Below are 22,052 nucleotides of genomic sequence, written 5' to 3' on the forward strand. Positions count from 1 at the left end.
GCAGGGGCTTCATGGCAGATCTTCCGTCGCGCCACTCCATTCGCCTGATCCGCACGGCGGGCATCATCGTGGGCGTTGCCCTCGGTGCTGTGCTGGCGGCGGTCCTTATCCATGACTACTCCCGCCGGGCGGCCGCCGCTCGCAGCCAGGGGCATGCGCTTGCCCGGGGCGCACAGCGCCTGCTGGATGCCCAGTTGCACGGGTTGCAACGCGCCTTGCAGGGCATCGTACGGGACGTGCAGGACATCGATAGCACCGCGCCCGGCCTGGCTGGCCAGCTGATCGCCAAGAACATCGCCGGCGTGGGCGAGCGCAAGACCGAACTCCGTGACCTGATGCTGGTGGACGCCAATGGCCAAGCCCTCACCAGCGGCACCCCGGATCCACGCATTCGCGAGTGGGCCACCACGCACGTGGGCGATGCCGCCGCGCTGGCACTGGGCCCCCTGACGAAGGGCGCCGACGGCCGCTGGAACATGCCCGTTGCCCTGCCCATGCCGCATGGCGGGTGGGTATTTGCCCGGGTCAACCAAGCCCAGTTCCAGGACGTGGTGGACCACATCGATGCCGGGCGGCACGGCGTCACGGCGATTACCGATCGCTTCGCGGTTATCGTGGCGCGCACCGGCTCCGGCGATGACGTGGCGGGGCAGCCGGTCTCCGTCCTCTGGGCGCCCGGGGGACTGGGCGGCGATGTCGGCCTGAGCAAGCTCGATAACACCGAGCGCCTGGTCGCATCGAACGATCCTGCGATGTACCCGCTGGGCGTGGGCGTGGGCATCGCCGTCCGCGACTTCATGGGGCCCTGGTACAACTTCCTCGGCGTGAGCATCGCCATATGGGTGCTTTACTGGCTCGGCTTCGCTTTTCTGTACCGGCGCGTGGCGGAAGCGGATATCGCCCAACGCCACCACGTATCGGAACTCACCGAGGCCACCGTGCGCTGGCGCCAGGCGCAGCGACTGGGCCACACGGGGACCTGGCGCGCGGATGCCCGGCGTAATCGCCTCACATGGGATGCCCAGGTGGAAGGCATGCTCGGTGTGACCGCCACTGGCGAAGGTATCGACGACGCCACGTTCTACGGTTACATCCACCCGGAAGACGTAGAGCGCTCCCGGGAGGCCTTCGTGCACGCATGGAGAACCGGCGCGACACTGAATCTCGATTTCCGCTGGATGCGTCCCGACGGTACGCAACGCTGGATTTCCGGCACTGGCGCGATCGTCGAGATCGAGGGTGAAAAAGCCATGACCGGCACGGTGGTGGATGCCACCAGCCGCATCGAAACCCAACGCCAGTTGGCCGAAGCCGAACAGCGCTTTCGCCTGATGTTCGAGCGCACGCCCCTGCCCGCCTGGGTGTTCGACCTGGACAGCCTGGAGTTCCTCGAGGTGAATGCCGCGGCCATGCGTAACTACGGCTACTCGCGTGCCGAGTTCCTGCGCATGGCGGTGATCGATATCCGCCCGGAATCCGAAGTCGCGCCGTTGCAGCACGCCCTCGCCACCCAGGATACGGCGACGATGATGGGCCGCACCTGGGTGCACCGGCGCAAGGATGGCAGCCTGCTGGATGTGCGCATCCACACCACCGCACTGGAATTCATGGGCCACCACGCCCGGCTTGTCCTGGCCGAGGACGTAACCGAGCGCAGCCGTGCCGAGCGCGACCTGGCCTGGCGCGCCACGCACGACATGCTCACGGGCCTGGCCAACACCGAGGCACTCACGGATTTCCTCGACCGGCGCTTCGGTACACGGCGCTGGTACGAAGTGATCTACGTACACCTGCGCGGGCTTGACCTGATCTCCGACACCTACGGGCTGGAAGCCGGGCGCACCGTGCTGCAACAGGTGGGCCGACGTTTTGCCACGCTGGGTACCGACTTCGGCATGGCGGCGCATCGGCCGAGCGAGCGGTTCCTGCTGGCCGTGATGCAACCGGATAAGCGAGAGCGAGCGATGGAAGCGCTGACGTCGGCCGTGAGCGAACCCGTGCTGCTTGATGGCACCTGGCACGCCCTGGATCCGGAAATCGGCGTGGCGACCCACCCGGCAGATGGCACAAGCGCCGAACAGATCATCGCCGCCGCAGCCATGGCCGCCCATTTCCACGGCGAAACCTCGGGCCTGCCCCGCCCGTTCGACGCATCCATGGCCGAGCGCTCGATCGAGCGCCTGCGCATGGCCTCGCGTATTCGCCAGGCCATCGACCAGAACGAGTTCACGCTGCATTTCCAGCCGATCCTTGATACCAACACCGGCCGCGTTCAGAAGCTCGAGGCGCTGCTGCGCTGGCCTTCCGTCGACGGCACGTTCGTATCGCCCGAGGACTTCATCCCGCTCAGCGAAGAAACCGGACTGATCGTCGAGATTGGCCGCTGGGTCTTCGAGGAAGCCGCGCAATGCCACGTGGCACTCGAGCGTGCTGGCCATGGTGCACTGACGATCGCGGTCAATGTATCGGCCGTGCAGTTCCAGCGCACGGATGTCGCCACAGATGTGGGCAACGCGATCGAGCGTTTCGAACTGCCCCGCGGCGCACTGGCTATCGAACTTACTGAAAGCAGCCTGATGGCTAACCGGCGCTCGGCCATGGCAGCCATGCGTCGGCTCAGCGCACAGGGTACTCATGTTTCGCTCGATGATTTCGGCACGGGTTTCTCGAGCATGGCGTACCTGCGCGATCTGCCGATTGATTCCTTGAAGATCGATCGCGTGTTCGTCAGTGATGTCTCCACCAACGAGCGCTCGGCGTCGATCTGCCGGGCCATCATTACGTTGGCGCACACCTTGGGCATGACCGTCGTGGCCGAAGGCGTGGAGACCCAGGCGCAGTTGGCATGGCTTGCCGCGGCGGGTTGCGACAGCGTGCAGGGCTTCCATCGGGCCAGGCCGATGGCCTTTGACGCGCTGGTGGACTTCCTTCGTGACCAACCCAAGGACGATGTCGCCATCCCAGGTTGATCAGACCTCGATGGTGCGGTCTGCCTGCATGCCAGCCACGACCCTGTTTCGTCCGCCTCGCTTGGCTTCGTAAAGGGCACGGTCGGCGTCGTTGCGCAATCGCTTCAGGTCGTGACCCGAGAAGCGGGTTGAGGATACGCCAGCGCTGGTGGAGCACTGCACCACCACGCCATCGACGGTCGCTGGGTTCTGGTCGAGCGCTTTGCGGATCCGCTCGGCGGCGGCGAGCCCCTGCTCAGGCAGGCAATCAGGAAGAAGCACGCCGAATTCCTCGCCACCAAGGCGCCCCAGCAGATCGCCCGGGCGCAGCTGTGCGCGGCACACATCCACCACGTGCTGAAGGACAATATCGCCCATGGCATGCCCGTATTGATCATTCACCGCTTTGAAGTGATCGAGATCGAGCAGAACGACGCAACCTGGCACATCGCGCTGGCGCATACCGGCCAAAGTCGCCTCAAGCTCGGCCATGAACTGCTGGTGTGTAAGCGTCCCGGTCAGCGCATCATGATGGGCCAACCACTGAAACCGGTTCCGCGAACGCCTCACTCGGACAAACCACACGGCGACAGACACGAGGACGATACCCAGCAGAGCAATGTAAAGCCTGCCGATCTCCACCGACTTCAACGTCAGCAACTGTTCGGCACGCAATACATCGTTCTGACGCGCCAGGTTTTCCGACTCCACCCTCGCCACAAGCGTCCGCTGCCGCACGGCCTGGTAGGCAAGCGAACGTGCACGCTCGTCATCCATGTTGCCATGATCCTGCTCTGAGAACTTCTTGAAATACTCAAGGGCCGCCGCCGAGTCACCGCGCCGTTTCGCGACGTTGTAGAGCACCTGGTACGCGTCGCGAAGCCATACGTCGATATCAGCCACGTCGTACATCCCTACCACCTCGAGGGCCCGCTGCTGGGCCTCGTCATCGCGTCGAAGTGCATCAAAGGCCTGCGCGCGTTGTGTGGCCAGCGACGTGAGCGCCGCATGGAAGTTCGCCTCGACCACCGACGGCGCGATCCGGTCAAGGACCGCGAGGGCCTCAAGCGGCTTGTGCTCTTCGACGAGCAATTCGCTGTGGGTTAGCCACAGCATATTGGCGAACACCTTGTCCCCCATGACGTTGCAGGCGTCGATCGCCCGCTTGAACTTCGGATCATCCGAGCGGAGCTTGTGCGTTTCGTACCGGGCGGCAAGCTCCGTGGCGAGGGGGCGGCACATCGTTTCACCCTCGGGTACCACCTCGGCCATCATCAGGGCATAGCGCACGGCGATCTCGGGTTGACCGGAGAACGTCATCGACTGCGACAGATTGTTGAGCAGGGCGTAGCGCGCTTCGCGATTGTGCGTGCGGTCCAGCATGGTGACCGCCTGCTCGGCTAGCGTGAACACGTCTTCGTAGTGCTTGGTGAAGGCATAGGCCGATAGCAACTTGCCCATGGATCTGGCAGCAAGCACCTCATCACCGGAATGGTTCAAGATGTCCTTGTAGGCATCCGTCGCTTCCAGATACCTCCCATTGAAGCTCGCCTCCCACGCATCCAGGTACCGCAGCTTCCATTTCTGCGCAGGCGTCATCACCGGGTTGTCGGCGTGGATCTGCGCCAGCATGGCCGCAAAGCGCGGGTGATCGGTCAGCTGGATCGCCTGGGCTTGTACAAGGAACGCGTCTACGGTCCCTTCGGTCGAAGACGTAGCGCCAGCGGTAACAGCAAGGAGTGCGACGAATGCCCGGGCAAACCACGCTGGGCCGCGAAAATCAACGGAGAAAAACTTCACGCGCTGACGAGGCCGCCATCCTGGAAATCGGCCATTACGCGGTTGCGTCCCATGTTTTTTGCGCGATAGAGCGCGGCGTCAGCTTCGCGCCGGATTCTCTGCAACGTGTATCCCGACACCTTCGTACAAGCCACGCCGATGCTGGCGGAATACGGGACGACATATCCATCAACCGCAACCGGTGCGGCCTCCATCGCTGCGCGAATGCAATTCGCGATGACAAGGCCCTGTTCAGCCGGACATTCAGGCAATAGTATGCCGAACTCTTCACCACCCAGTCGGCCAAACAGGTCGACGGGACGTAGCTGCTGACGGCATGCCGCCGTGGCACGCTTGAGCACTGCATCGCCGATGGCGTGACCGTACGTATCGTTCACACGCTTGAAATGATCAAGATCCAGCAGCACGAGGCAAGCGGGAGCTTTCCGCCGCTCCAGCTCCTGCAATTCACGCTCGAGCTCAGTCATGAAGTGCTGATGATTGGCAATACCGGTGAGTCCGTCCTGGCATGACAACCGCTTGAACCGCAGTTGCGAGCGCTTGGTGCGTAGCAGCCAGAACAGGACGGAGGCGAGGAGCACGACCAGTAATACAATGTAAAGGCGTCCCGCCTCGACGGCCTTGATTGTCAGCGCTTGCTCGAGCTGGAGGACGCTGTTTTGCTGCACTAACTTTTCACTTTCCATTCCTTCAAGTATTGCGTGCTGCTGCACCGTTTCATAAGCCAGCGCGCGAGCCGTGAGATCATTTTGATTGCCACGCTCCTGGGCGGCGTACTGCTGGTAGTAGGCGAGCGCAATGGTGTCGCGCTTCTCGCGCTTCTCCACTTCGTATAGCACCCGGTACGCATCCATCAGAAATGCATCGAGATCGCCCGGATGAAACAGGGCTACTGTCGCCAACGCGGCCTTACGCGCATCGCCGATGCGATTCAGCGCCAAGTAGACGCTTGCCCGCTGGCTGTAAAGCGATGCTCGCCCCTGGAGATAGCCTTCCTTCTCAACGGATGGCGCAATTCTATCCAAGATCGCCAATGCCGCCTGCGGCTTTTCCTCTTCGCCGTAACGGGCACTCTGCGTAAGCAGATTCGCGTTTGCCCAAACGGTAAAGCCATCGCGTGTGCACTGCGCGATAGCCTCCTTAAGCTCTGGACCGTCAGGCGACAAGTTCTTCTGCGTGTACCGAGCGAACATTTCCTGCGACATGGCACTACACGCGGATTCACCGGGCGCGAGATCGGCCCGCATCATCTGGGCATACTTCAACGCGAGCTCGGGATGCCCTGCGGTGTTCATGGTATCGGCCAGATTGCTGAGCAACGACTGGCGTGCCACTGAATCCTTCACCCCTGGAAGCAAGGCGACTGCGCGCCGCGCCAGCGTGAACGCCTCTTCGTAACGATGATTGATGGCGAGGTTTTGCAGCAACATCCCCATCGCCCTTGCGACCAGCCCTGGATGCCCAGAGTGGTCAATGACATCACGCGCTGCTTTTTCCGCGTCCGCGTAGTTTCCCTGGTACTGTGCCTCTGTAACTTCCATCTGGCGAATCCGCCAGTGTTGCCCCTGTGTGACTGGGGGCTTCTGTGCCAGCAACTGCGCAAGGATCGCAGCGTAACGCGCGTGATCTGTTCGCCGAATGGCTTCGGCCTGGTCGATGAGCGCCGTTACATCAATAGGCTGCGCGGCAGCAAGCGCATGCTCCGCCGAACACGCAAGGAGGGCTCCTGCAAGCCAGACCATTGCGTGCCGCCGGAGCATCGTCTTCATATGTTTGCCTCAGTGCGCCCTGGGTCCAGCGGACGAGCTCTTCGGCACGTCGTCCGCATCGTCATCGTCTTCGACGCCGCCGGGGGCCGGTATCTCCAGCTCGTCCGGGTTGTCGTGAAACGTATCATTACCGTGGTTCGGTCCCACCAAGACACGGGAGCCGAATTCCGCACAAAGAACAGTGCCATCGCGCTGCTCGGCAGCGGTGGCCAGGACGGCAGACGCACCAGCCGCTTTCAGGCGCTGGGCAAGTTCATCAGGCGGCAAGCGACGCAACGACGCGTCACGGCCGACGGCTTCGAGCAGATCGATCGAATCGGACATCTTTCACTTCCCCTTAAACGCGGGGAGCCCCCTGCTCCCCTCGCGTTATGCCGATTATGTCACGCTTCCGTGACGGTCTCCGCCACCTTGTCCAACGCCTTCACACGGGCCCATACCTCGGGGATGGGCCGCATTTCACGCGCTGGTGGAACTACGACCGTCTCCGATACCGTCATCTTTACCCACGGCAGGTCACGCAAGGCAACACGTTCGATACGCGGTGCCTCGATGGCGAGGGTCGCGCATCGATAGACAATCACTTCGTGTTCGAGCGGGTAATCCTGGGCCAGGCGATCGACCAGAAGCTGACGGTATTCGGGCCCGGTGCCCCCGAGCCTGCCCAAAGTGGTATCGCCGGCCAGCGCCACCTGCCAGAGCACGAGGTAACTGGCATTATCGATACGGTGGTCGAACAGCATCAACTGGCTCGCCTCGAAATGCTGGCAGCCGTAGCGGCCCGGATCGATGCCCAGATCGGCGTAGAGGCAATCCTCGGACGATACGCCCGCCTCCATATGCGCCTCAAAGCCCTCGGCGCGCGCCGCTTCGATCGCCTTGTGCGGCGTCCACGCAAAAATGCCAGGGTGGCCGTAGAACACAGCGCAAACGCTCTTTCCTACGCGCACCTCAGCCATGATCATCTCAAGCCACTCGCGGTAGGTCAGCATGCGCGACTTACCTTCGGCGTAGTTGCCCTGAAGGCTACGCACATCCGGGTTCATCCGCTTCAGCCACTCCTCGACCAGGTTGTCGGAGAGGGCGGCGAAGACGACGTCCGCCTGCTCGATATGGCTGCGGGAGATGGGCGTGAGGTGGGAGCCCAGGGTCATGCCCATCCCGACGAGGGCGAGGCTTCCGGGTTTCGACGGTGCGTGGGCGGCGTTTTCCATCCGCGGATCGTAGGGCAAATCCGGGCGCAGCCCTATAGTCCTTTTACATAGGCCGTTTTACGGGGTGCCGGCTGGCGCGGCGGGCGGCGCCAGAATACAACGCCATATAATCAATGACTTAGTTAGCGCGCCTTGAGACGAAGCATCGCGCGCAAGCGCGCTCCTACAGTATGCCGGGGTACGGAAAGCGTGGCGCTTGCAGGAGCGCGCTTGCGCGCGATCGGGCACTAAATCAATCAGAAGAACTTGTAGTTGAACGACACCGTCCAGGTCGAGCCGGGCGCGTAGTACAGGTCGCTGGAGTCGTCGAGCACGAAGTACTTGCGATTGAGCAGGTTATCGCCGTTGAACTGCACCGAGGCATGGTCGTTGAAGGCGTAGCGGGCCATGGCGCTGACCAGGGTCTGCGACGACTGGTACAGGCGAACCACGCCGTAGCCGTCATCGATATCGGCCTTGGAGGGCCCCTGCCAGTTCACGCCGCCGCCCACGGTCAGGCCGCTCCACTCACCCGGGAGGGTGTAGGTGGTGAACACGCGGACGAGCGTGCGCGGCAGCGACGGGCGCAGCGCGCCGCCATCGGGCGACTTCACGTTGAAGTGCGACCAGCCGAACGTGCCGTTCCAGTTGCTCGAGAGCGAGCCGGAGGCCTCGAACTCATAGCCACGCGAGGTGGTGCCATCCACAGAGCGGTACGCCTGGGTGATGCCATCGGGAAGGTACACACCCGGCAGCGCGTCGGCGACGTGATCCTGCTTGGTCTCGAAGAAGACCAGCGAGGTGTTCAGCGCGCCATCGAAGTGGCGCCCCTTGATACCCACCTCGCGGCTGGTGCCGAGCACCGGCTCGAGGTAGCTGCCATCTTCCTTGCGGTTGTTCTGCGGATCGAAGATCTGCGTGTAGCTGGCGAACGCCGAGTAGTTCGGGGTTATGTCGTAGATCAGGCCGGCATACGGAATCGTCTTGCTGGCCGTCTCGTGGTAGATGCCGGCGGTGCTGTCGTTGGTGTCGTTCTTCCAGCGCGAATAGCGCGCGCCCACGATCAGCTTGAGGGGATCGGCCAGCTGCAGGCGTGCCGCCGCATAGGCGCCGCTCTGCTCAGTACGGGCGATCGATACGCGATCGGCGGTGGACGAGAAATCCGGGTACGGGTAATCACCGGTCCACTGCAGGAAATTGCCGATGTCCGGCAGATAATCGCCGTGCGGGTACTCGAAGTAATCCGTGCGGTAGTGCGAATCGGTCAGGCCAACGACCAGTTCGTGCTCGCGGCCGAACGCCTGGAACGGGCCGGAAGCGTACAGATCGAGGTTGTTCTGGCTGCCGCGCTGGAAGCTCTTGTAGGCGTAGGGGATAAGGCCTTCGCCGGTCTCGCGATCAGGCGCGCCGTACACGTAGAACAGGGACGAATCGGCATCCGTCTTGCGGTGGCTCGCCATGGCATGCAGCTGCCAGCCGTTATCGAAGCTGTGCTTCAGGTCGGCGAAGGCGGTCTGCGTGGTGTTATTCCAGTGGGTCCAATCGGCCGCCGATGAAAAGCCGCGCGGCCACTTGATGATGCCGCCATCTTGATAGAGCACCGGGTACGAGCCCCAGGTGACGCCCGTCGGGCGGGTCTTCTGCCAGTCGTAGCCCACGCTCAAGGTGGTGTTCTCGTCCAGGTCGGCATCAATGACGCCGTAGGCCACGTTCTTCTGGTTGTGGTAGCGGTCGATATACGAATCGCCATCCTCATGCGCCGCTACGAAGCGACCGCGCACGCTGCCGGAGGCGTTCAACGGTGATTGCACATCCACCGTCTCGCGCTGGGTGTTCCACGAGCCATAGCTGACCGATACATCGGCCTCGGCCGTGCGGCTATCGGCATGCTTGCGCACGAAGTTGATGTTGGCCGAGGGGCTGCCCGCGCCGCTAAGCAGGCCGGTCGCGCCGCGGATGACCTCAATGCGCTCATAGATCGACGGATCGAGCGACGAATCGGCCGAGCTGATATTCAGGCTCGATGCGATGGGCACGCCGTCATACGACATGTTTTCGATCTGGAAGCCGCGCGACCAGAACACCACTCGCTCTGAGTCATAGGCGGTGGAATTAATGCCGATCGTGTTATCGAGTACCGCGCGCAGATTGGTAAGGTTCTGGTCTTTGATCCGCTGCTCCGTGATCACGCTGATCGATTGCGGCGTGTCCTGCAGTGTCAGCGGCAGGCGCGTGGTCGAGGCGGTCTGGTCGGTGGTGTACGCCGACACGGCCTGGCCCTGCACATTCACCGCATCCAGCGTGGTCGCCTTCTTATTCACTTTCTTGTCGCCGTTATCCGTACTGTCGACGGACTGGGCATGCAGCCCGACCGGCAGCAGGGCGGCCAGCGCCAGCCAAAGCAATGAATACCGGGAAACAGCAGATGGGTTAGACACGGTGAGACCTCTAGATCGGGAACGAATACGCGCTGGGGCACCCTCCAGTCCGCCTAAGCGACTGCTAAGCCCCGTATTACCCAATCTTAACACTAATTGCGAATGGTTCGCATCCGCATATTTGTACAGGTCCCACTCTGCAAAAAATCGATAGGCACAGCCTCTTGTCATCATAAGATCAATCAATTTCTGCAATATTCATCTCGCTCCTATAGTCCAGCTATTGCGTTAGTCACGAGCCGGGTCCCTGCCCCGTCTCCGAAGCCAACCCACGAGGGAGAAACGCGATGTCGAACGAATCGAAATGCCCGTTCCACCATGCCGCGGGCGGCGGCCAGACCAACCAGGACTGGTGGCCCAACCGGCTACGGGTCGATCTGCTTAACCAGCATTCGCAACGATCCAATCCCCTGGACGAGGATTTCGATTACGCCAAGGCCTTTCAGTCGCTGGATTACAACGCGCTGAAAAAGGACCTCGAGGCGTTGATGACCGACTCGCAGCCCTGGTGGCCGGCCGACTTCGGCCATTACGGCGGCCTGTTTATCCGTATGGCCTGGCACAGCGCAGGCACCTACCGTATCGGCGATGGCCGTGGCGGCGGTGGTCGCGGCCAGCAGCGTTTCGCGCCGCTCAACAGCTGGCCCGATAACGTCAGCCTGGATAAGGCGCGCCGCCTCCTGTGGCCGATCAAGCAGAAGTACGGCAACAAGATCTCCTGGGCCGACCTGCTCATCCTTACCGGCAACGTCGCCCTGGAAAGCATGGGCTTCAAGACGTTTGGGTTTGCCGGGGGCCGCGAGGACACCTGGGAACCCGACCAGGATGTTTATTGGGGTACCGAGACCGAATGGCTGGGCGGCGATAACCGCTACGGCAAGGTCACCCCCAAGGACGATGGCGTGCTCGTCGCCGATCCCCACCTGCATGGCAAGGAAGAGGACCGCACCGAAGGCGGGCGCAACCTCGAGAACCCGCTGGGCGCGGTGCAGATGGGCCTGATCTACGTGAACCCGGAGGGCCCCGAGGGCAACCCGGACCCGGTGGCCGCCGCGCACGATATCCGCGAGACGTTTGGCCGCATGGCCATGAACGATGAAGAGACCGTGGCGTTAATCGCCGGCGGCCACTCGTTCGGCAAGACCCACGGCGCAGGCGATGCCAAGAACGTGCAGGTGGAACCCGAAGCCGGTTACCTCGAACAGCAGGGCCTCGGCTGGCATAACGAACTGCGCAGCGGCGTAGGTGCGGATGCGATCACCAGCGGCCTGGAAGTCACCTGGACGCAGACCCCCACGAAGTGGAGCAACCTGTTCTTCGAGAACCTGTTCGGCTTCGAATGGAAGCTGACCAAGAGCCCGGCAGGTGCGAACCAGTGGGTGGCCAAGGGTGCCGAACCGTCAGTGCCGCTCGCGTTCGACAAGACGAAAAAGCAGCTGCCCACCATGCTGACAACCGACTTGTCGCTACGCATGGATCCGGCCTACGAAAAGATCTCGCGGCGCTTCCTCGAAAACCCCGACCAGTTTGCGGATGCCTTCGCCCGCGCCTGGTTCAAGCTGACCCACCGCGACATGGGGCCGCGCGCGCGCTACCTCGGCCCGGAAGTGCCGAAGGAAGTGTTGATCTGGCAGGACCCGCTGCCCGAAGCCGCCCATGCGCCGGTATCCGATGCCGATGTGAAAGCGCTGAAGGACAAGGTCCTTGCGTCGGGCCTTTCCGTGGCCGAGTTGGTTTCAACGGCCTGGGGTTCGGCATCGACATTCCGCGGTGGCGACAAGCGTGGCGGCGCCAATGGCGCGCGCATTCGCCTTGCCCCGCAGAAGGAATGGCGGGCGAACAACCCCGCGCAGCTTGCCAAGGTGCTGGATAAGCTCGAAAGCATCCGCGGTGAGTTCGGCAACGGTGGCAAGAAGATCTCGCTGGCCGACCTGATCGTGCTCGCCGGTGGCGCCGCCATCGAAAAGGCGGCGAAGGATGCGGGGCACGACGTGACCGTTCCGTTCTCTCCGGGCCGCACCGATGCGACCCAGGAGCAGACCGACGTGGCCTCCTTTGAAGCCATGGAGCCGATCGCCGATGGCTTCCGCAACTTCGTGAAGGGGCACTACAGCGTGCCGGCCGAGCACCTGCTGATCGACAAGGCGCAGCTGCTCACGCTGACGGCGCCGGAAATGACTGCGCTGGTCGGCGGCATGCGCGTGCTGGGGGCTAACTTCGATGGCAGCACGACCGGCGTGCTCACCGATCGCCCGGGCAAGCTCACCAACGATTTCTTCCGCAACCTGCTTGATATGCAGTACGAGTGGAAGCCCACTTCGCCGGCGCGTCATGCGTTCGAAGCCAGCAAGCGCGGCGGTGGCAAGACATCGTGGACCGCCAGCCGCGTGGACCTGGTGTTCGGATCCAACTCGGTGCTACGTGCGTTGTCCGAGGTGTACGCGCAGGATGATAACGAGAAGAAGTTCGTCCATGACTTCGTCGCCGCATGGGCGAAGGTGATGAACCTTGATAGGTACGACCTCAAGCGGTAAACAGCGCCCGCTGAAGTACGAAAGCCACCCGGTGCACGCGCCGGGTGGCTTCATGCCATCGTCACCCTGTCGCGCCCTTCCCGCTTTGATCGATAAAGCGCGGCATCGGCACGCGCCAGCGCGGCATCAAGCGGCTCGCCCGTATGCAGCGTCGCAATCCCGAAACTGGATGTCACCCGATCCAGGCGCGAATCGCTGGCGAATGCGGCAGGAACACTAATGCGCAGGAGTTCCATGCGCGCCAGCGCGCCATGCACATCGCAACCCGGCAGCAGAATGACGAACTCCTCGCCGCCGGTTCTCGCAACGACCTCGCCTGGCTGCAGGCTGGCCAGGAGGTGGCTGGCGAAACGGCAAAGCACATCATCCCCGCCGGCGTGGCCAAGGCGATCGTTCACGTCCTTGAAGTGATCCAGATCGGCGATCACCACCACGACCGGCTGACCGCACGCACGTAACTGGATGATCGCCTCGTCGATACCCCGGCGGTTAAGCAGCCCGGTCAAGGCATCACTGTTTGCCTGGGTGCGCAGCCCCTTCATGATGTCGGCCACCACGATCAGCAGGGTCATCACGCCCGTCCCGATCATCCCCGTCGGGGTACCGATGGAAAGGACGGCGATAAACGCCTCGTTGCTGATGACGCCACCCGGGCGGGCAAGGCCCGCCGCGATCGCCACACCCACGATATACACGCCGAAAAGTGCCATGGCCCACCGGGCTATCGCTCCAGGCCCCCGCTTGTGCCAGAGCGTCGCCACGATCCAGGCGACCATGTAGGCATCGCCGGCCGCCGTCACGAACCGGGATACCGCACGCCAGGCCACGCCATGGTCAACCCAGGCGCATATCAGAATTATCGTAGCCAGTGCCCAGCCGGCGAGGACGCCCCGGGCGGTTTTCTGCTCGCGCAGGCGAAACCCCCACGCCAGAAGGCTGAAACCGCTGACCGAGGCGTGGCAGGCCAGCATGGCGAACAGGACATCCTGGCCAGGCAACAGGGCGCTGCCCGTACGCAGGCCATGGCCCAAGGCGGCCGCCGTGAACGATCCCGCCCAGAGGGCCACGTGCCGGGGCAGCTTGTAGTGCCACCAGACAACCAGCAGCGCGCAGCCGAACAGCAGGCTGATCACGACGATGCTGCTGGAGATGATCAGGTTCGATAGCACGGCCTACCCTCTGTGGCCCCATTGTAGCCTTGCGGGGGCGCCAAACCGGCAGGGTGGGCGCATAATCGGCAAGGCTTTCACAATGGGCGGGGGCCGAAGGCCTGGCGAAAGATTTTTCGCCACGCTTCATGGCACGCTACGCCCACACCGACACTCACGGGGAGTAGGCGTGAACGGAAGCACGGCCAACAGGGCGACCTGGACACAGCAATTCGCGATCGCAGCGGCTTACGCGGCGTGCTACGAGCTTGCCCGTTATTTGTCCTTCTCCCACTGGATGCTCACCGCCGGCCTGCGCCTTGCCTGCCTGTTGCTGGTCCCGGTCCGTTTCTGGCCCGCCCTGATCCTGGGCGAGGCACTTCCCGCCTTTGAGAATGCGCTGCTCAACGAGCCCCAGTTCGGCCAGGCATGGGCGCTATCCGCCGCGGTACCCATGGTGCTTCTGTGGATTCCGGTGGTGCGCCCGTTGCGGCAGCGTTGGCCCCTGTTTGCCGCCGACGGCACGCTGCGGGTGGGCACGCTGCTAACGGCGACGCTCGGTTGCACCGTAGTCAATGCCGTGGCCACCTGCATGACCCTGGAAGCCGCCCTGCTCTCCAACATCGGGGCATGGCCTGAAATCTCGGTCGGCACGTACTTCTGGGCGTACATGCTGGGTGGTTACCTGGGGGCGCTTACGCTCACGCCTACCGTGCTTGCCCTGCACGAGCGGGCGAACGCCGTGGCACATGTCAGCTTTGCTGGCGTGTGGCGCAGCAAGCTTGCACGCGATCTGGTCGCCTGGACGCTCCCGGTGTGTGGCGGCCTGGCCTGGATGGCACTCGCCACCGACGATGACCTGCTCCGCCAGATAGCGCGCCTTGCGCTCCTGCTGCCCGTATTTGCACTGGCACTGCGCCACGGCTGGCACGGCACGGCGGTGGGCGGCATGTTGGCCAGCGTCGCCCTGGCAGCCACTGGCACAACGCTACTCGACCCGGCGATGATCCGCTGCCAGGCGGTATTGGCGCTGTGTATTTCGGGCACACTGCTCATTGGCAGCAGGGTTACCCGCCGCGCCACCCAGGCACCACCGGCCGCACGCGCAAGCCGGTGATGCAGGGCAGCTCGCTACTCAGCGGAACTTGACGCTGCACTCAGCCGGGTTCTTGCAATTCACGGGCACCTGAACCTGCGCATAGGCATTTGCGTGCCCCTGTGCTGCGCTAGATGTCGCCGCGATGGCGGAGCCACCGGCGAACGAGAGGGCGATAGCAGCAAAGGCAACGGCCGAACGAATGAAAGTACGCATGGTGGATCTCCGCAGTGGTGGTTGGAGTCCCTAGCGTAGCTCTCGTTTTGCGCAGAAAGTGCTCAAGTCATGCCGCGCACCATGAGCGTTTTCGGCATCCGGTGCGTCATCTTCTTCGACGTGATGTAGATCGACGTACTCGACGCCGCTCCTAGGAATAGCAGGCTTTCTTTCCTAGGAACGGCGGATGGCCTGCGCCGCTTGCGCGCATATTCGGCAAAGCATTCGGGAAGTGCGGCGTGGGTCGCATCACGCAAGGACTTTGCGGGGCGCTTCGTGGCACGCTTGGGAATACCGACACTCAATGGGATCAGACGTGAACGGAGGCACGGCTCACAGGGCGACCTGGGCACAGCAGTTCGCGTTAGCGGGCGCCTATGCAGCCTGCTACGAACTCGCGCGTCACGTGTCGTTCTCGCACTGGATCCTGCCTGCCGGCCTTCGCCTCGCGTGCATGCTGCTCATGCCGCGGCGCTATTGGGCGGCGCTGGCCATGGGAGAAACCTTGCCCGTGGTTGAAAGCGCGCTAATGAGCGAATCAACCTTCGGTGCAGCATGGGCGCTATCGGCCTCCACGCCCATCATGCTTCTGTGCATGGCCTGGATGCTGCCCCTCCGCCGCCGTTGGGACATCCACGATAGCCAGGGGCATGTCCGCATGGGCTTCATGATGACGGCCACGCTGGGCTGCGCCGTGATAACCGCAGTGGCAACGACGCTTACCCTGGTCACCGCGCTAACGGACAACCCTGGCAAATGGCCCGAGATCTCCGTGGTCACGTACTTCTGGGCTTACCTGCTGGGTGCCTATCTTGGCGCGCTGACGCTGACGCCGAGCATCCTCGCCCTTCGCGAACGAGCCTCAGCCGAGAAGGTGGTGACGCTCGCCGCTATCTGGCGAAGCGCCCTGCTTCGCGACCTGCTCGGTTGGGCCGTGCCCGCACTAGCTGGCCTGGCGTGGCTCGCCATGGCCACCGAGAACGACACGGCACGCCAACTGGCGCGCATGGCCATGATGCTCCCGGTGCTTGCCATGGCCTGGCGCCACGGCTGGCATGGGAGCGCCATAGGTGGCATGTTCGCCAGCGTGGCCCTGGCCGCCACCGGCACCACCCTGCTCGACCCCGCCATGATCCGCAGCCAGGTCATGCTCGCGCTGCTTATCTCCGGGTGCATGCTGGCTGGCGCACGGGTAACCCGCAACGCCAGCCAGCGGGCTCAGCCACGGCCCTCAGGCACTAGCCATTAGGGTCCGCGAACGCTGCATTCCGCGGGGTTCTTGCAGTCCACGGGTACGGCCAGCAGGCTGACTGTGCCCGCGGGGCTCTTCGAGGCCGTCACGGTCACCGTGTCATCGCTGTACACCTGCTCACCGGCGGGCTGGGTGGTGTCGAGCGTGCCCTCGGTAGGGGTCACGACGTTCGCGGAGTCCGAGCCGATGGGCAGGCCCGAGATCTCGGTCGTATCCGGGTTACCCCCCGCCGCGTACTGCACCGCGGCGCGGACCACGCCAGCGGCATCGTTCACCTGCACATAGCGAACGCCGTGGCGTTCGAAAACGTACACGTGGTAGTTCGGGCTGGTACTGGCGTCGACCGCGTTGGGCCAGGCCTGGCCAAGGCCGGTCGAAGGCGGGGTAGCCGCCAGCGCCGCGCCGCAGCCAAGGGACAATGCAATGCCGGCAACTGCCATGGCAGGACGAATGAGCGAACGCATAGGTAACTCCGCTTCGGTGGGTTGGAGGCTGTAGCGTAGCGCCGCCATGGGACAGAAAGTGCGCAACGGGATGTCAGCGCCATGAGCGAAATCGGCACGCCGGCCCCATCAGCATGTTGCGATTCATGAGAATCGCTTAAGCCGGCACGCCCCCTGGCGCCCGTGCGTCCGCAATGATTCGCCCCGCATCGAGCTTCACCACGCGGTCGGCCACGCTAAAATAACGATCGTCATGGCTTATCGCCACGACCGTCTTCCCCCGTGCTTTGAGCTCCGGCAGGAGCGTGCGGTAGAAGTAATCGCGAAAATGCACGTCCTGATCGGCGGCCCATTCATCGAAGAAGAAAATTTCGCGATCCTCGGCATAGCACTGCAACAAGGCCAGCCGCTTACGCTGCCCGGTGGAAAGCGTAAGTTTTGACAGTTCTCCCTCGTGGACATTTACGTGTGCGCCGAGGCCGAGTGCACCAAGCAGGGCGTGAATGCGCTCATCCGGGAGGGGGACGCCGGCATTGTCGAGCACGTGGGGGAACAGGAAGAAATCACCAAACACCCCGGTGAAGCGCTGCCGGTGCACCTCACGCAGGCCCGCCACAGGCACGCCATCCACGCTCACGTCGCCGGTACGGGGTGTGAGTAACGAAGCAAGCAGTAGCAGTAGCGTGGATTTGCCACTGCCATTGCCGCCCACGATGAAGAGCATCTCGCCGCGGCGAACGTCCAGGTCGACGGGACCCAGGGCGATGCGCCCCTCGTCGTCGCCGGGGTAGGCGTACGTCACGTGGCGAAGCGATATGACATCCCACGCGGACGCCGTGCGCTCGCCACCGGCACCGGGCAGTTCGGTGGAGGCATCACCGAGATCGAGACCGACTTTCTGCAGGTGGCGCAAGCTGGCCGTACCCACCCCGACCTGGCGCGCCGCACTTGCAATAAAGGCGACCGGCCCACCAAGAAACAGTGCGCCAATAACGAAGCGGGTCACCGTCGTGGCCGGCAGGCCCAGTGCCGCGTAGCCCACGTAAACAATCACAAACACGGATGCGTACACCACGGCCGACGACCATGCCTCGTTGAGGCCAAGCCCCGTATGTACCTGCACCATCAGGCGCCGGGCATGGCCGATGGCGGGCCGCATGAGCTCCTCAGCCACGTGCTTTGCGCGCGCGGCATTCAGGGCCATTTCCTTCTTCCCTTCGCTCAGGTAGCGAAAGAATTCAAAGAGCTTTTCGTTTGCCTCGCGCAACGCATCGAAGCGACGGCGGAGGTAGCGCTCAAGGCACACCGACGCGACCGCGCTGACCGCGAGAAACCCCGCAAGAATGCCGAGAAGAAGGACGGATACGCTCGCCAAGTACGTCGCGTACAGCGCCACGAGTATCAGGTTGTACGCCAGCATGGGCGCCACCAGGACAAGTGGTGCGATCGCCGCCACATCCTCGATGAGCGAACCGAATATCGCATGCTTATCGTTGGCCAGCGCCTCGTACTCAAGCCGGATGAAGCGCTGCGAAAGCTCGATGCGAAGCTGCGCGACCAGGTCGCCACCTAACCGCGCGAGTATCGCCTGCGATGCCGCACCGGAAACAAGGACCGCCACCAGCCACGCGACACCGCCCGCAAGCGCGGGCACACCGTGCGCCGCGCCACTCGCTGCAATACGGTTGATGTGGGCGAGCAGCGCCATGGTGCATCCGGCGCTGGCGCAGGAAAGTGCGACGGCGATTGCTACCAGCCCGCGGTGGCGGAGGATAAAGCGCCTGACGATCATCAACGCGTTCTCCGCCCCGTGGCTGCCGGTAACGTGCACTGTGCCAGAGCACCCGTGCACTTGCGCCATGCGTTCTCGACGCAAAAACGGCAGCACGCATTAAATCACGTGCCGCCAAGCGCAGAATCGCCCAGCGTCGTCGCGGACGCGCCCGCTGCGAACGGCGATACAACCCCGGGCGCATACCCGTTACACACCAAGGAGTGTTCCATGCAGACCGACAAGATCCTGGCCGGGTGGCTGAGTGGTGCGGACAGCGTAGGTGGGTATGACAATCCGGCTGGTTCCCTCTACACCGAGGGCCAGACGCAAACGATGGCCGCGATGGTCAACGCCGAGATGGCGCTGGCTTCGAATTGCAGTTCGTGTACGGCCTCCCGGCCGGGTCTCTGCTGCTAAAAGCTGGTAGCAGTGCCGATAGCCGTGGCCGACCACCACGGCTATCCCTCCCTTCTTCATCTCCCTCACGGACTTTCGGGATTGGCCCCATGGATGCTTCGGCGTCGCGGAATGCTTTCGCTCCTGTCATCAATGTTGTCATCGCCGACATACGCCGGCGCCTCGCGGAATCGATCGCTGGCGAGCACAGGTTGCGCGATAGCGAGCGTGCGCACATCGCGGCCACGGCCGATCACGCGCTCCGCGAAAACGCCGCCCGAAAACTTAACCGCGTTCTCCTGCTCGAGCTGCATGCGGCCAAGCTAAGCCATGAACTGCCCGAAGGCGAACAGGAAGGTTTCGAGGCCTTCGTAGAACGCGCCACAACGGCCGCCTTCCTCGAAGCGATCCAGGGCCGCTATCCCGCGCTTCTGCCGCGGCTGAATCGTGCACTCGGCCAGCAATGCGATGCCGTGACCACGCTGCTTGATCGCCTTGCGAACGATCGCGATGCGCTTTCCGCCTTTGCGGGCACCGAGCTCGGCGAACTGATGGCCCTGGACCTTGGCGAAGGCGATGTGCACGAAGGCGGCCAGGCCGTGGCCCGGCTTTCGTTTGCCGGCGGCACGGTGATGTACAAACCAAGATCGCTGCGCGTCGATGCCGCCCTCGATGATTTCCTCGAGGCCCTGATGCCCGGCGATACCTGCCGTATCCGGGTGCCCGCCGTGCTTGATCGCGGCGACTACGGCTGGGCGCGCCATGTCGCGCATATCCATTGCGTGGACGATATCGAGCTTGGCATGTTCTACCAGAACATCGGCCGCTGGCTCGCCGTCATGCGCCTGCTGGGCGGCACCGACATCCACTACGAAAACCTCATCGCTTCGTCGGTCGTTCCCTACGTGGTCGATGTGGAAAGCCTGTTCGTGACCGAAGTACCTGCGCCGCCCACCGGGAAGGGCCAGGCCGTCGACCTTGCGCAGGCCTTGATCCGCTCCTCCGTGCTGCGCACCGGCCTCGTGCCCTTCCGTGCCCCGGTGCTTGGCCTGGATGGTGTGGATATCTCCGCCATCGGCGCCCTGCAGGGCGAGCAGCCCAAGATCCGCGTGCCCGAGATCATCGATGGCGGCACCACGCGTGCCCGCGTGGGGCTGGTCAGCGTCGATATCGATATCGGTAAGAACCACCCGTGCACCAACCCGGACATCTCCCGGTTCTGGGAGGACATTGTGGCGGGCTTCCGCGCGATGACAGCCCACCTGATGCATCGCTACCACGAAGGCACTCTCCTCCCGTTGATGCAACCCTTCGTCGGCTGCCGCATCCGGCGTATCCGCCGGCCCACGCAGGCCTACGTGGAGGTGATGCGGATGCTGTGGCACCCCGCCTCGCTGCACGACGAGCCTGCGGCGATCGAGCGCGCCCGTGACGTGTTGGCACGAAACGCCGAAGCCCAACCGATCGCGCCTTCCGACCCTGTCGTGATCGCGGGTGAAATCGACGATATGCGCTACGGCGATGTGCCTGTGTTCGTGAACATCCTGGCGCAACCCCAGCTTGATGAGGTGTTCCAGGCGTGGGTGGATATGCGCATGGAACTGGAAGAACTCACGATTCGCGGCGCGCTCGTCACGGCGCACCTCAACGTGCGCCTTAATGATGACAAGCGCTCGCCCTACGATCTGTCGGCCAGGCGGCCCTACGCCGACGACGTGGACCTGCGGCGCCGACTGATGGCGCGCGAAACCGTGGAGCAGTTGCTGAAGCTCTCCGTGCGCGGCGACGACGGCACCATGACCTGGATTAGCCCGATCCTCGGCCGTGGCGGCTGGACAATGCGCACCCTGCAACCCAACCTGTACGTTGGCCTGGGCGGCATCGCCCTTGCCCTCGCCGGCTATGCCGAGGAGATGCGCCACGATCGCGTGGACGAGGTCGACGGGGTGGTCGATGCCCTGCACGGCGTATTGCGCGTGATGCGCACCGCTGAGGATACCGACGAGCCCGAGGCCATCGGCGGCTTCATCGGCCTCGCATCACAGGTGCAGATGTGGCTTACGCTGGATCACCTGCGGCCGGGGGAAGGCTTCCTCGAGAACGCGGTACGCCAGGCCGAACGCATGGAGGCGTGGGATATTGAGAACGAACGCGTGCTCGATATCCTCGAGGGCGTGGGCGGCGCCATCGTGCCGCTGATCAATCTGGCGGAGGCGAGCGGCGATCGCCGATGGCTCGCCCTCGTACGCAGGGCGGGTTTGCGGCTCGAAGCGACGGCCATCGTCGATCACCTCGGCGCCCGGTGGCCGGCATCCATTTTTGATGAACCCATCGGCGGGTTTGCCCACGGCGCGACAGGCACCGGTTGGGCGTTGACGCGACTGGGCCTCAGTGACGCAGGCGACGCCGTGGACCGCCACCGCTGGCTTGATCTCGCGGAACGCGCCTTTGATTTCGAGGAATCCTTGTTCCTTGCCGAGGAAGGCAACTGGACCGATGTACGCAAGCCGGAGAGCCGCGACTTCGCCGATACGTGGTGCCACGGCAGCGTCGGGATCGGCTTCGCCGCGGCGGATCTCTACGAGCGCACGCACCACCCGCGCCATCTCGATACGCTGCGCCGCGCGGTCGATGCCGCCGCACGCGGTGGCTGGGGCCATAGCCACACGCTCTGCCACGGTGACCTGAGCACGTGGGAACTGATGGCCCGGGCGGCCCGTGTCGCCCCGGGCATCGTCCCGGAGAGCACGCCCGATGGCATCCCGCTCATTCTTTCGAGCATCGAGGAACACGGCATCGTGGGTGGCCTGGCACGCGATGCGTTCACACCTGGGCTCATGAGCGGCGTTTCCGGGTCCATCGTGCAACTGTGCCGGATGCACCCGGCATGCCGGCTACCTTCGTCGCTGCTGATGGAGTACTGCCGCGCGGCCTAGGATGCCCGTGCTTCGCATCCCTCAACACAATGGACTCGATTCAACGAGAAGGGCGTGCTGATCTCATACAGGCGAAAGGCAGCGTAAACTCGGTCACGGTGCAATTTTT

15 protein-coding genes are annotated in these 22,052 nt (G+C 63.6%); 6 read left to right on the forward strand and 9 right to left on the reverse strand.

Annotation, left to right across the window (positions count from 1 at the left end; genetic code table 11):
• The first annotated feature begins 11 nt into the window (after nucleotides 1-11).
• Nucleotides 12-2,969 carry a bifunctional diguanylate cyclase/phosphodiesterase gene (locus ABIE56_RS02700; RefSeq protein ID WP_429242301.1) on the forward strand — a complete coding sequence of 986 codons (2,958 nt, stop codon included), beginning with the start codon at nucleotides 12-14 and terminating at the stop codon, nucleotides 2,967-2,969.
• On the opposite strand, the gene ABIE56_RS02705 is transcribed toward ABIE56_RS02700, so the two are convergent.
• The 5 genes from ABIE56_RS02705 to ABIE56_RS02725 all read right to left on the reverse strand — a co-directional run bounded on the left by ABIE56_RS02705 (nucleotide 2,970) and on the right by ABIE56_RS02725 (nucleotide 10,148).
• Nucleotides 2,970-4,748 carry a tetratricopeptide repeat-containing diguanylate cyclase gene (locus ABIE56_RS02705; RefSeq protein ID WP_429242302.1) on the reverse strand — a complete coding sequence of 593 codons (1,779 nt, stop codon included), beginning with the start codon at nucleotides 4,746-4,748 and terminating at the stop codon, nucleotides 2,970-2,972.
• Nucleotides 4,745-6,517: a diguanylate cyclase gene (locus ABIE56_RS02710; protein ID WP_429242303.1), complete on the reverse strand. Its 1,773-nt coding sequence runs from the start codon at nucleotides 6,515-6,517 to the stop codon at nucleotides 4,745-4,747. Before ABIE56_RS02710 ends, ABIE56_RS02705 begins: the two co-directional genes overlap by 4 nt.
• Before the next feature lie 9 nt (nucleotides 6,518-6,526).
• On the reverse strand, nucleotides 6,527-6,841 hold the full coding sequence (locus ABIE56_RS02715; protein WP_429242304.1) for a hypothetical protein: 315 nt from the start codon (nucleotides 6,839-6,841) through the stop codon (nucleotides 6,527-6,529).
• Between the two features lie 59 nt (nucleotides 6,842-6,900).
• Nucleotides 6,901-7,731 carry an SAM-dependent methyltransferase gene (locus ABIE56_RS02720; RefSeq protein WP_429242305.1) on the reverse strand — a complete coding sequence of 277 codons (831 nt, stop codon included), beginning with the start codon at nucleotides 7,729-7,731 and terminating at the stop codon, nucleotides 6,901-6,903.
• 236 nt (nucleotides 7,732-7,967) lie between these two features.
• On the reverse strand, nucleotides 7,968-10,148 hold the full coding sequence (locus ABIE56_RS02725) for a TonB-dependent siderophore receptor (RefSeq protein ID WP_429242306.1): 2,181 nt from the start codon (nucleotides 10,146-10,148) through the stop codon (nucleotides 7,968-7,970).
• A 287-nt stretch (nucleotides 10,149-10,435) separates the two neighbouring features.
• Here ABIE56_RS02725 and katG point away from each other — a divergent pair, with 287 nt between their 5' ends.
• The gene (gene katG, locus ABIE56_RS02730; RefSeq protein WP_429242307.1) at nucleotides 10,436-12,682 is read left to right on the forward strand and encodes a catalase/peroxidase HPI; all 2,247 of its coding nucleotides are present in this window, start codon (nucleotides 10,436-10,438) and stop codon (nucleotides 12,680-12,682) included.
• Nucleotides 12,683-12,732: 50 nt separating this feature from the next.
• Here katG and ABIE56_RS02735 read toward each other — a convergent pair whose 3' ends face one another.
• Nucleotides 12,733-13,851: a diguanylate cyclase domain-containing protein gene (locus ABIE56_RS02735; protein ID WP_429242308.1), complete on the reverse strand. Its 1,119-nt coding sequence runs from the start codon at nucleotides 13,849-13,851 to the stop codon at nucleotides 12,733-12,735.
• A gap of 169 nt (nucleotides 13,852-14,020) precedes the next feature.
• Between ABIE56_RS02735 and ABIE56_RS02740 the strand changes: the two genes are divergently transcribed.
• On the forward strand, nucleotides 14,021-14,947 hold the full coding sequence (locus tag ABIE56_RS02740) for an MASE1 domain-containing protein (RefSeq protein WP_429242309.1): 927 nt from the start codon (nucleotides 14,021-14,023) through the stop codon (nucleotides 14,945-14,947).
• Between the two features lie 18 nt (nucleotides 14,948-14,965).
• On the opposite strand, the gene ABIE56_RS02745 is transcribed toward ABIE56_RS02740, so the two are convergent.
• Nucleotides 14,966-15,142 (reverse strand): hypothetical protein, encoded by a 177-nt coding sequence (locus ABIE56_RS02745; RefSeq protein WP_429242310.1) that lies wholly within the window; start codon nucleotides 15,140-15,142, stop codon nucleotides 14,966-14,968.
• A 316-nt stretch (nucleotides 15,143-15,458) separates the two neighbouring features.
• Here ABIE56_RS02745 and ABIE56_RS02750 point away from each other — a divergent pair, with 316 nt between their 5' ends.
• Nucleotides 15,459-16,391 carry an MASE1 domain-containing protein gene (locus ABIE56_RS02750; RefSeq protein ID WP_429242311.1) on the forward strand — a complete coding sequence of 311 codons (933 nt, stop codon included), beginning with the start codon at nucleotides 15,459-15,461 and terminating at the stop codon, nucleotides 16,389-16,391.
• On the opposite strand, the gene ABIE56_RS02755 is transcribed toward ABIE56_RS02750, so the two are convergent.
• Complete coding sequence (locus tag ABIE56_RS02755; protein WP_429242312.1) at nucleotides 16,388-16,858, reverse strand: hypothetical protein; 471 nt, start codon at nucleotides 16,856-16,858, stop codon at nucleotides 16,388-16,390. The genes ABIE56_RS02750 and ABIE56_RS02755 overlap by 4 nt on opposite strands.
• A gap of 136 nt (nucleotides 16,859-16,994) precedes the next feature.
• Nucleotides 16,995-18,545: an ATP-binding cassette domain-containing protein gene (locus ABIE56_RS02760; protein ID WP_429242313.1), complete on the reverse strand. Its 1,551-nt coding sequence runs from the start codon at nucleotides 18,543-18,545 to the stop codon at nucleotides 16,995-16,997.
• A 294-nt stretch (nucleotides 18,546-18,839) separates the two neighbouring features.
• Between ABIE56_RS02760 and ABIE56_RS02765 the strand changes: the two genes are divergently transcribed.
• Complete coding sequence (locus ABIE56_RS02765) at nucleotides 18,840-19,028, forward strand: DUF6229 family protein (protein ID WP_247432822.1); 189 nt, start codon at nucleotides 18,840-18,842, stop codon at nucleotides 19,026-19,028.
• Between the two features lie 89 nt (nucleotides 19,029-19,117).
• Entirely contained in the window at nucleotides 19,118-21,943 is a 2,826-nt protein-coding gene (locus ABIE56_RS02770) for a type 2 lanthipeptide synthetase LanM family protein (RefSeq protein WP_429242314.1), read from the forward strand.
• Nucleotides 21,944-22,052: the final 109 nt, after the last annotated feature.

This window comes from Luteibacter sp. 621 (genome assembly GCF_050435445.1).
Classification (GTDB): Bacteria; Pseudomonadota; Gammaproteobacteria; order Xanthomonadales; family Rhodanobacteraceae; genus Luteibacter.

Coding starts and splice junctions, on each gene's coding strand:
- ABIE56_RS02700 (WP_429242301.1), top strand. CDS start 12: ATGGCAGATCTTCCGTCGCGCCACTCCATTCGCCTGATCCGCACGGCG.
- ABIE56_RS02710 (WP_429242303.1), bottom strand. CDS start 6,517: ATGAAGACGATGCTCCGGCGGCACGCAATGGTCTGGCTTGCAGGAGCC.
- ABIE56_RS02715 (WP_429242304.1), bottom strand. CDS start 6,841: ATGTCCGATTCGATCGATCTGCTCGAAGCCGTCGGCCGTGACGCGTCG.
- ABIE56_RS02720 (WP_429242305.1), bottom strand. CDS start 7,731: ATGGAAAACGCCGCCCACGCACCGTCGAAACCCGGAAGCCTCGCCCTC.
- katG (WP_429242307.1), top strand. CDS start 10,436: ATGTCGAACGAATCGAAATGCCCGTTCCACCATGCCGCGGGCGGCGGC.
- ABIE56_RS02745 (WP_429242310.1), bottom strand. CDS start 15,142: ATGCGTACTTTCATTCGTTCGGCCGTTGCCTTTGCTGCTATCGCCCTC.
- ABIE56_RS02755 (WP_429242312.1), bottom strand. CDS start 16,858: ATGCGTTCGCTCATTCGTCCTGCCATGGCAGTTGCCGGCATTGCATTG.
- ABIE56_RS02760 (WP_429242313.1), bottom strand. CDS start 18,545: ATGGCGCTGCTCGCCCACATCAACCGTATTGCAGCGAGTGGCGCGGCG.
- ABIE56_RS02765 (WP_247432822.1), top strand. CDS start 18,840: ATGCAGACCGACAAGATCCTGGCCGGGTGGCTGAGTGGTGCGGACAGC.
- ABIE56_RS02770 (WP_429242314.1), top strand. CDS start 19,118: ATGGATGCTTCGGCGTCGCGGAATGCTTTCGCTCCTGTCATCAATGTT.